Source organism: Pseudomonas sp. Pme6b (assembly GCF_058129925.1).
This window is the reverse complement of record NZ_JBYJZN010000002.1, coordinates 44,888-53,526: the sequence shown is the minus strand read 5'-3', so window position 1 is coordinate 53,526 and position 8,639 is coordinate 44,888. Positions and strand designations below refer to the sequence as shown.

Below are 8,639 nucleotides of genomic sequence, written 5' to 3'. Positions count from 1 at the left end.
AGCCGCGATGCCAGCGCGTTGGCAGCGTCCGCGCAGTCCGGCGTGTCAGGCCATTTGCTCAGGGCGTTGAGCGTGTTGGCCATGTGTTGCGGGGTGAGGGCGTTGCGTAACTCACGATTGTTGGCCAGTTGCGAGGCTAGTGCCTTGGCGGCGTCCGCGCAGTCCGGCGTGTCGGGCCATTTGCTCAGGGCGTTAAGCGCGTTGGCAACGCCTTGCGGGGCGAGGGCGTTACGCAAACCGCGCTCGTCGGCCAGCCGCGAGGCGAGTGCGTTAGCGGCGTCCGCGCAGTCCGGTGTGTCGGGCCATTTGCTCAGGGCGTTGAGCGCGTTGGCCACGCCTTGCGGGTCGAGGGCGTTGCGCAAACCGCGCTCGTCGGCCAGCCGCGAGGCCAGCGCCTTGACGGCGGCAGTGCAGTCCGGCGTGTCAGGCCATTTGCTCAGGGCGTTGAGCGTGTTGGCCATGTGTTGCGGGGTGAGGGCGTTGCGTAACTCGCGATTGTTGGCCAGTCGCGAGGCCAGTGCGCTGGCGGCGGCCGCGCAGTCCGGCGTGTCGGGCCATTTGCTCAGGGCGTTGAGGGCGTTGCCCAGTTCTTGCGGTTTGAGGGCATTACGCAAGCTGCGATCATTGGCCAGTTGCGAGGCCAGCGCCTTGACGGCGGCAGTGCAGTCCGGCGTGTCGGGCCATTTGCTCAGGGCGTTGAGCGTGTTGGCCATGTGTTGCGGGGTGAGGGCGTTGCGTAACTCGCGATTGTTGGCCAGTTGCGAGGCCAGTACCTTGACGGCGGCAGTGCAGTGGGGCGTGTCGGGCCATTTGCTCAGGGCGTTGAGCGTGTTGGCCATGTGTTGCGGGGTGAGGGCGTTGCACAACCTAGGGGCGTCGATCAGCCGCGATGCCAGCGCGTTGGCAGCGTCCGCGCAGTCCGGCGTGTCAGGCCATTTGCTCAGGGCGTTGAGCGTGTTGGCCATGTGTTGCGGGGTGAGGGCGTTGCGTAACTCACGATTGTTGGCCAGTTGCGAGGCTAGTGCCTTGGCGGCGTCCGCGCAGTCCGGTGTGTCGGGCCATTTGCTCAGGGCGTTAAGCGCGTTGGCAACGCCTTGCGGGGCGAGGGCGTTACGCAAACCGCGCTCGTCGGCCAGCCGCGAGGCGAGTGCGTTAGCGGCGTCCGCGCAGTCCGGTGTGTCGGGCCATTTGCTCAGGGCGTTGAGCGCGTTGGCCACGCCTTGCGGGTCGAGGGCGTTGCGCAAACCGCGCTCGTCGGCCAGCCGCGAGGCCAGCGCCTTGACGGCGGCAGTGCAGTCCGGCGTGTCAGGCCATTTGCTCAGGGCGTTGAGCGTGTTGGCCATGTGTTGCGGGGTGAGGGCGTTGCGTAACTCGCGATTGTTGGCCAGTTGCGAGGCCAGTACCTTGACGGCGGCAGTGCAGTCCGGCGTGTCAGGCCATTTGCTCAGGGCGTTGAGCGCGTTCGCGACGCTCTGCCCATCCATCGCATGACGCAAGCGGCTTTTGCTTGCGAGCATATCAGCAAGCAAGTACGCCATGGATTGGCAGTCCGGATTGTCGGGCCACTTGCTGAAGGCATTAAGTGCCAGGCCGATGTTCTGCGCGTCCAGCGACGACCGGGCAGGATGGTTACGTTGCAGGTGACGTGCCAGACGAGCCACCGCGCGTTCACACCTGCCGCTGTTGAAGTTCTTGGCGAAGGCGTTCAGGAGTAGGACTGAGTGGCGGCCATCCAGTCCCGATAAATCATCTGCCTGATTGAGCTGTCCGGCGATCCACGCGATTGCATCCATGCACGCTTGCTGGTTTGGGTGCTTGCTCAGCTTGTTGCCCACATGGGCCAGCTGCGTCAGAGATGCACCGTCAAACCACTTGGTCTTGCAGAGATACTGCGCCGCAACCTCCGTGCAACGATCGAGCTCGCTATGCGTTACGCCTGCCCCTGTGGCCCGCCTTGCATTGGCAATCATCAGAAGGTATTTGTCGAGCCACTGCGCATTGGTTTGCGCGTTGACGTTCTCATCCAGGAAAGGCAGCGCCAGCCCGCAACTGATGTGACGCGCCAGCGCGTTTTTCTTTGCCACCGACACGCACAAGCGAGCGTTGTGGTTCTGAGGTACTCGGCTGGGGGCACTCAGCCATTTCCGATACTGCTCTCGCTGTTCCTGCAGCTGCTCTTTTGCAGCTGGATCGAGCTGATGTTCGGCCTGGTGAAGATCCGCCGCCGTCCACTCCAAGTCATGCATTGGCCGCTTTGGCTGCCGATACGGCTCTCGCTCTTCCCGAGGTCGTTTTCCTGCCGCCCGGTCGAACGTGTGTTCGGCCAAGCGCGCCTCCCAGCCATGCGTTGTTCTTTGTGGCCTACGATGCGATGACGATGCACTGACGTCAGCGGGCGCTCTGTCATGGGGCCGCTCGGACTTGGTACGATGTCGGTCGGTGATATCGTTGCGCAAGTGCGCGTGAATGGCAGGCTGTTGCCGAGCGTCCCTGTCCCGTGCGCGGCCACCGGCTCCAGGTTCATCCTGCTCCACCCGTCGCCGTTTGGCCGGCTGCCGCTCATTGCAACTGGTGCCGGTACTGGCTTCCGGCTGATCCCCGGTCCGCTTGAGCTGGTCCTCTTCACTGAAAGACCGGTTTGTGCTCAATGCGTTTAGATTGACGTTGGGGATTTTCATGCCTGCAATTAGTCCATCCGAACGTAGTCGTTGTCACGGTTGAGTTGCACTGGGCCGTGGTTCTTGGCGGTCAAGGCGTTGTTTACTGACGCAATACGACCTTTAGCTCTTGCACCTGATCTTCGTACCGACGCTGATATTTGAGCGAGGATCCGCTCCTCCAACATGGCCACCTCAGTGGCGCGTCCAGCCAAGGTGCCGTTTGGCCGCTTCACGCCTCGCGTTCGAACTGCAGTGATGTCTCTGCGCGGCTGTGTAATGAGCGAGCCAGCCTCTTGCCGGGCCTGCTGAGCGGTTGGCTATTTTTGCAGCGTTGCCTTAAAGAAAGAGGGTTTTGACCGCTGACGCTGAAGTTATGTAGCCACCGAATTTTCATTAAAAGTGTCGCGTTGTGTGGCCTTTTGGACGGATTCGGTTCCTTGCGAACGTGGGCCAACGCCAAAGCTTTTAAACGTCGGTGGGTGGCATATCAGGGAGCAACGAAACATCAAACGCGCGACGCCCGGGAGACCGTGCGTGAAAACGAGGGTTCTTGCTACATTCGGACCTTAACTTTAGCCTGGTTCTGTGCCCAGACACGCTTTACCTGGCTGACACTGACCCCGGCCAGCCTTGCAGTTTCCGCAATGCTACATCCACCGCTTTTAAGAGCGATGACCCGTTCATGCATTTTGGTATCCGGTTTACGCCCAGCGTATCGACCGGCGCCCTTGGCCAAGTCGATGCCTTGGCGCTGTCGCTCTCGCCGGTCCTCGAAGTCGTCACGCGCTATTTGCAAGGCCACACGCAACAGCATGTCTTGTACGCCTTGCAACACCACCTTGGCGACACCACTGGACGCCTCGGTCAATTGCGATAGATCGACGATTCCAGGCACTGCCAGGCGTGCGCCCTTAGCCCTGATCGCGTCCACAAGTTTTTCTGCTTCGACCAGAGGAAGACGGCTGATTCGGTCGATCTTTTCCGCAATGACGACTTCACCCGGTTGCAGGTCCTCAATCATGCGCAACAGCTCGGGACGGTCGGATCGAGCGCCCGAGGCTTTCTCGCGATAGACCGCAGCTACGTAGTAGCCTGACTCTCGAGCATTGCCAATAATCGCTTCTTGGCGCTGCAAGTCCTGGTCTTCGGAACTGACACGCAGGTACACCCGCGCAACGTTGAGAGTCGTCATACTTTAATCCTTTAGATACGTTCCTGATTCAACACGACGTTTACGTTTCCCAGGGGTTAATGACGTTCAACCCGGCAGCCTCAAAAGGGCCAGTGTCACGGGTGGCGACGGTGAAGCCGTTGGCGAGGGCGATGGCTGCAATGAAGGCATCTGCCGTTTCGACCGCCAACCCGGCTGCGCGGGACTTGGCCAGCAGCTCGGCATAAGCCTTCGTACAAGTCATATCGAACGACAGCACCCTATTGGCGAACATCGGCAGCAGGTGCTTTTCCAGGTTTTCACGCAAGCTATCCTGGCGTTTTCCGACAGGCATCAGCGCGATACCTGCACGCAACTCGGCTACGGTGATGGTGGACAGATAAAGCGTTTCCAGCGCTTGTGCGTCGATCCAGTCAAGGACGTGGGCATTGGGCTCTCGGCGCTGCGGTTCTGAAATTACGTTCGTATCGAGCAGGATCATTCAAAGCTCACCGCACGGGCCGGAGACGTGATGCGCGTGTTCTCAAACAAGGTATGTTCTTTATCGGTCAGACCACCAACCTCACGGGCAATAGAAGCCAGGAACGAGCCAAGTTTCACACGTCCCTCGGGTCTCGCCGCCCGCTCCAAGATGTCGCGTATTTCGGCCTCGGTGCTGCGCCCGTGCAGGGCAGCTTGGATGCGGATGGCCCGATGCACTTCATCGGGTAGATTTCTTACGTTCACGTTTGCCACTTGGTAGTTACCAGTTTTTGCCATCAGTGCTATCACTATATGCTTTTGATACCATAAATCAAGAATGCTAGGAAGGTCCATTTAGGTACACCCAAAGGGACAGAGTCTATCAGGGGTGGCTCATTTCTCCAGAAAGCAATCCTAAAGAGCCATGTAGAAAAGAGCTACCCATTTGAGCCGTATCATTTTGCACCGCTACACCTTTGTGTCCTTTCGGCGCTAAGCACAGGAATAGGTCAGTTCGTGATTGTGCTAATTAGCTAATTAGCACAATCGCGACTCTGAGAAAGGCGTCTACTTGGTCGAGCCGGGCATGGCCTTGCGCCAGTTCCAAGGCCACAACATTAAGAGCCGTAGGAGCGTTACGTAGCGCTGGCGGCCGAGGCTGCAATGGAGCAACCAACCGACCATAAGATGAATGGCCAATTGCTGTTATCGGCATAGCTAGGTGGGTTAATGCCTTTAGCTATTTAGCTATTTAGCTAAATCAATAATCTGCTTGCACTCATCCAGATCATGGCTATACTTTGCTTAATCTTAGCTAATTAGCTAATTAGATAAAAAGGAAGCCCCGCAAATGCTACCCCCTCTTGCTATCGGCTGCATCTCTCAAAAAGGCGGCGCTTGGAAATCTACAATCGCGCGCGCACTTGCTACCACCTACACGGCAGCAGGTTGGGAAACTAAGATTATCGACCTCGACACAAAACAAGCTACAGCTACCAACTGGCAGCAGCGCCGTCTGCTGGCTAACATCGAACCCGCTATTCCGGTACAGCTCTTTGGCAATGTGGCCACCGCAGTCAGTCGCGCCGGAGATGCCGATCTATACATTTTCGACGGCCCGGCGAACGCCACCGAAGAAACTGTGAAGATCGCCAAGGCCAGCAACTTGCTGATACTGCCAACGGGCCTAACTTTAGACGACCTCGACCCACAAATTGCGCTTGCCAACACCTTGGCCGATCTGCACGGCGTGCCGGTAGACCGCATAGTGTTTGCCCTATGCAAGGCTACAAAGCGCGATGCGGCAACTGATGCCGCACGCGAGTACCTGGGAAAAACGCGCTTCGCCACACTCGCTGGTTCAATCCAGCACCAAGATTGCTATGCAGACGCAATGAACAAGGGCCGCTCTGTAACCGAAACCTCATTTCGGAGCCCACGCGCCAAGGCAATGGAAGTCATCCAATCAGCTGTCGATCACTTCAGCCGACTCACTAAATAGCATAAAAGCTAATTAGCTAAAGAGCGAATTAGCTAATAATGTGTTATTATGAGGTCACCGCTAATTTAGGACTCAACGCTATGTCTACCAAGACTTCCAAGCCCGGCGAAGCCCCTGTCGTCAAGGTGCCCAAACCACCACGTCGCGATTTGGGTGAGCCACCAAAATCAGCCGCCGACACGGCAGCAGTTGGCAACAATACTAAGGTAGCGGCAGACGACAAACTGGTGGACTTAGGCTTTAAGCTCGATCAAGCATTCAGGCGTGAGTTCCGCACATTCTGCGCGAGCAATGATATATCGCAGGTAGGTGCGTTCAAGGAGGCAATGAAGGACTACATGAAAAAGAAGGGCTGGCAATCCAGCGAGTAAGAAAGTCGAGTGCCAAGGGCTTCTACCACCTTGGCACTCGTGACAAACCGAAACCCCGCAAAAGGTGTACGAAATGTCAGGTCAAGAATATAACATTATTCGCCGCACGCCCGTAGTCGAGCTATGCAACATTCCAGCCCGGCAGTTGATCGAGTTTCTCAAGCAATGCCGCCCATTGGTTAGCGAAGCGATTTTGATAGCGCGCCTGAGTCGGTGAACTGCATAGACAGTTAGTGAAAATATCCCTGTATCGTCCACGCCCAGCCCAGCCCAGCCCAGCCCGTTCTGGGCTGCGGCATCTTTTTAGTGTCCATGAAAATGAAGACGCAACAGCATCAATTCAATGCTGTGGCTGTGGCTGTGGGCTGCCCAGCTCCGCGCTTGCTGCCGGTGCGCTCTAAGCGAGAATCAACATAATCTCACCCACAGCCATTCGTCGGGAAAAGTGGAATTTGGATCCTGTATTCCTTAGCCTTATTGTCAGACAACAGGACAAAAACATTATGCTCAGCTTCTCACGACCTCAATCCCTTGTTGAAGGTGTCGTGTCAACGATACGCAAAGAAATAGCGAGTGGGGGGCTCCCAGCCGACTCGAAGATGCCAACAGAACATGAGCTGGCTGATCAGTTCGGCGTCAGCCGCTCGGTAGTGCGCGAGGCCATTTCACAGCTGAAAGCCGATGGCGTGCTAGTTATTCGTCGGGGCAACGGCTCTTTTGTTTCTCAAAATCCCTCTGGAACGGTTTTTAGGCTGCCAAGCAGCGAGAGCCATACAGCGGATCTCGCTAAGCTGTTTGAATTGCGCTCGTGCATTGAAATACAAGCCGCGTCACTGGCTGCGCAACGGCACACGACGAAAGATTTGGAGCGGCTGTCTGACGCCATCTCACTGATGGAAGGTAATGCCGGGAATTTTGAAGCATCTTCAAAGGCGGATGTGGAATTTCATAGGGCCATCGTAGCTGCCTGCAAAAACGAATACCTGGTTGCATTCCATGACTTTCTAGAAAGCCAGCTCATCCGGGCTCGTTTCATGGCGTGGGAAAACTCGTCAAAGCTTGCGGTAGGTCCAAGCGGTGCCAATCGCGAGCACCGTGAAATTTACGATGCGATCAAAAGTCGCAACCCGGTTGAAGCCGCTAACTGCGCTCGCTTGCATCTGAATTCTGCCGCTCTACGCCTCATGATGGAGTAGCGGTGTCCGTGAGGGCACCAGTACCTGTCGCCGTTCATATTCGTTGTCAGACAACCAGACATAAAAAGGACTTTCATGATTTACGATTTTTGTGTGATTGGGTGTGGGATTGTGGGGCTGGCCACAGCCATGCAACTACTTAGGGCTCATCCCGGCGCTTCGTTGGTGCTCGTGGAAAAAGAGGCCGCGATAGCAAAGCACCAAACTGGCCACAACAGCGGGGTCATCCATGCAGGGGTCTATTACGAGCCTGGCAGTTTGAAGGCCCGACTGTGCAAGCGCGGGGCAGAACTGACCAAAGCCTTCTGTACCGAACACAAGATCCCGTTTGAAGTTTGCGGGAAAATGCTTGTTGCATCTAATCCTCGGCAGCTTGCCTTGCTCAGCAGTCTTGAAGAGCGAGCCAGACAGAATGGGCTCAACGTTGAACGACTAGACGCTCAGGCGCTAAGACAACGCGAACCCAATATTACAGGTCTGGGTGCACTGTTTGTAGACAGCACCGGTATTGTGGATTACCGAATCGTGTCAGATGTCATGGCTGATTTGATAACTAAAGCCGGTGGGGAAATAGCATTTGGTCAAACGATAGCCGCAATTCAGGAGCATGAGAGCCACGTATCGGTGTCATCAGAAGCGTTATCCTGGAAGTCCAAAAAAATCGTAGTTTGCGCGGGTTTACAGTCTGATCGTCTAGCTGCAATGGCTGGGCTAGATGTCGATTTTCAGATCATACCTTTTCGTGGTGAATACTTTCGTTTACCGTCAGAAAAAAACAATAGCATCAATCACCTGATCTACCCAGTGCCAGAAGCAGGGCTTCCATTTCTCGGGATTCATTTAACTCGCATGATTGATGGAGGGGTTACGGTTGGGCCTAATGCTGTGCTTGGGCTTTCGCGCGAAGGCTACAATAAACTTGCATTTAATGCTCGCGATGTTTTGGAATATAGTTTGTATCCAGGTTTTTGGAAGCTTCTTGGCAAAAACTTACGCTCGGGTGTCAGCGAAATTAGAAACTCGGCCTGCAAGAAAAGCTACCTGGAGCAATGCCGACAGTATTATCCCTCTTTGAACCTTGAAGACTTAAAACCTTCGGACGCAGGCATACGCGCACAGGCCGTCACAAACAAAGGAGGATTTGTACAAGATTTTCTGTTTGTACACACATCCAGAATGCTGCACGTGTGTAATGCGCCATCACCGGCAGCCACATCGGCGATTCCAATTGCAGAAATGATAGTGGCAAAACTAGAAGGCTCTGTAGTTTAAGCAGTG

Annotated in this window: 8 protein-coding genes and 1 pseudogene; 5 read left to right on the top strand and 4 right to left on the bottom strand. The window is 55.9% G+C overall.

The features are described 5' to 3' along the window. The 4 genes and pseudogenes from AC4ANE_RS28500 to AC4ANE_RS28485 all read right to left on the bottom strand — a co-directional run. Positions 1-2,678: pseudogene (locus AC4ANE_RS28500) on the bottom strand (XopAD/skwp family type III secretion system effector); the annotation flags it as partial. A 535-nt stretch (positions 2,679-3,213) separates the two neighbouring features. Further along, a complete protein-coding gene (locus AC4ANE_RS28495; protein WP_031597920.1) occupies positions 3,214-3,852 on the bottom strand; it encodes a recombinase family protein in 639 nt (212 codons plus the stop codon). Between the two features lie 40 nt (positions 3,853-3,892). Continuing rightward, the gene (locus AC4ANE_RS28490; protein ID WP_002556053.1) at positions 3,893-4,312 is read right to left on the bottom strand and encodes a type II toxin-antitoxin system VapC family toxin; all 420 of its coding nucleotides are present in this window, start codon (positions 4,310-4,312) and stop codon (positions 3,893-3,895) included. Then, the gene (locus AC4ANE_RS28485; RefSeq protein WP_003381346.1) at positions 4,309-4,566 is read right to left on the bottom strand and encodes a FitA-like ribbon-helix-helix domain-containing protein; all 258 of its coding nucleotides are present in this window, start codon (positions 4,564-4,566) and stop codon (positions 4,309-4,311) included. Before AC4ANE_RS28485 ends, AC4ANE_RS28490 begins: the two co-directional genes overlap by 4 nt. A gap of 577 nt (positions 4,567-5,143) precedes the next feature. Here AC4ANE_RS28485 and AC4ANE_RS28480 point away from each other — a divergent pair. The 5 genes from AC4ANE_RS28480 (at position 5,144) to lhgO (ending at position 8,633) form a co-directional block, all read left to right on the top strand. Then, positions 5,144-5,794: a ParA family protein gene (locus AC4ANE_RS28480; protein ID WP_003344252.1), complete on the top strand. Its 651-nt coding sequence runs from the start codon at positions 5,144-5,146 to the stop codon at positions 5,792-5,794. 80 nt (positions 5,795-5,874) lie between these two features. Next, the gene (locus tag AC4ANE_RS28475) at positions 5,875-6,165 is read left to right on the top strand and encodes a hypothetical protein (RefSeq protein ID WP_003344250.1); all 291 of its coding nucleotides are present in this window, start codon (positions 5,875-5,877) and stop codon (positions 6,163-6,165) included. Between the two features lie 73 nt (positions 6,166-6,238). Continuing rightward, positions 6,239-6,382 carry a hypothetical protein gene (locus tag AC4ANE_RS28470; protein ID WP_155511877.1) on the top strand — a complete coding sequence of 48 codons (144 nt, stop codon included), beginning with the start codon at positions 6,239-6,241 and terminating at the stop codon, positions 6,380-6,382. A gap of 286 nt (positions 6,383-6,668) precedes the next feature. Further along, positions 6,669-7,361, top strand: coding sequence for a FadR/GntR family transcriptional regulator (locus AC4ANE_RS28465; RefSeq protein ID WP_460409130.1), 693 nt, complete (start codon positions 6,669-6,671; stop codon positions 7,359-7,361). Positions 7,362-7,436: 75 nt separating this feature from the next. Then, positions 7,437-8,633, top strand: coding sequence for an L-2-hydroxyglutarate oxidase (gene lhgO, locus AC4ANE_RS28460; RefSeq protein ID WP_460409106.1), 1,197 nt, complete (start codon positions 7,437-7,439; stop codon positions 8,631-8,633). The last annotated feature ends 6 nt before the right edge of the window (positions 8,634-8,639 follow it).

What these genes read in the sequence shown, in the direction of transcription:
- lhgO (WP_460409106.1), top strand. Translation starts at nt 7,437, where the DNA reads ATGATTTACGATTTTTGTGTGATTGGGTGTGGGATTGTGGGGCTGGCC.
- AC4ANE_RS28480 (WP_003344252.1), top strand. Translation starts at nt 5,144, where the DNA reads ATGCTACCCCCTCTTGCTATCGGCTGCATCTCTCAAAAAGGCGGCGCT.
- AC4ANE_RS28495 (WP_031597920.1), bottom strand. Translation starts at nt 3,852, where the DNA reads ATGACGACTCTCAACGTTGCGCGGGTGTACCTGCGTGTCAGTTCCGAA.
- AC4ANE_RS28475 (WP_003344250.1), top strand. Translation starts at nt 5,875, where the DNA reads ATGTCTACCAAGACTTCCAAGCCCGGCGAAGCCCCTGTCGTCAAGGTG.
- AC4ANE_RS28490 (WP_002556053.1), bottom strand. Translation starts at nt 4,312, where the DNA reads ATGATCCTGCTCGATACGAACGTAATTTCAGAACCGCAGCGCCGAGAG.
- AC4ANE_RS28470 (WP_155511877.1), top strand. Translation starts at nt 6,239, where the DNA reads ATGTCAGGTCAAGAATATAACATTATTCGCCGCACGCCCGTAGTCGAG.
- AC4ANE_RS28465 (WP_460409130.1), top strand. Translation starts at nt 6,669, where the DNA reads ATGCTCAGCTTCTCACGACCTCAATCCCTTGTTGAAGGTGTCGTGTCA.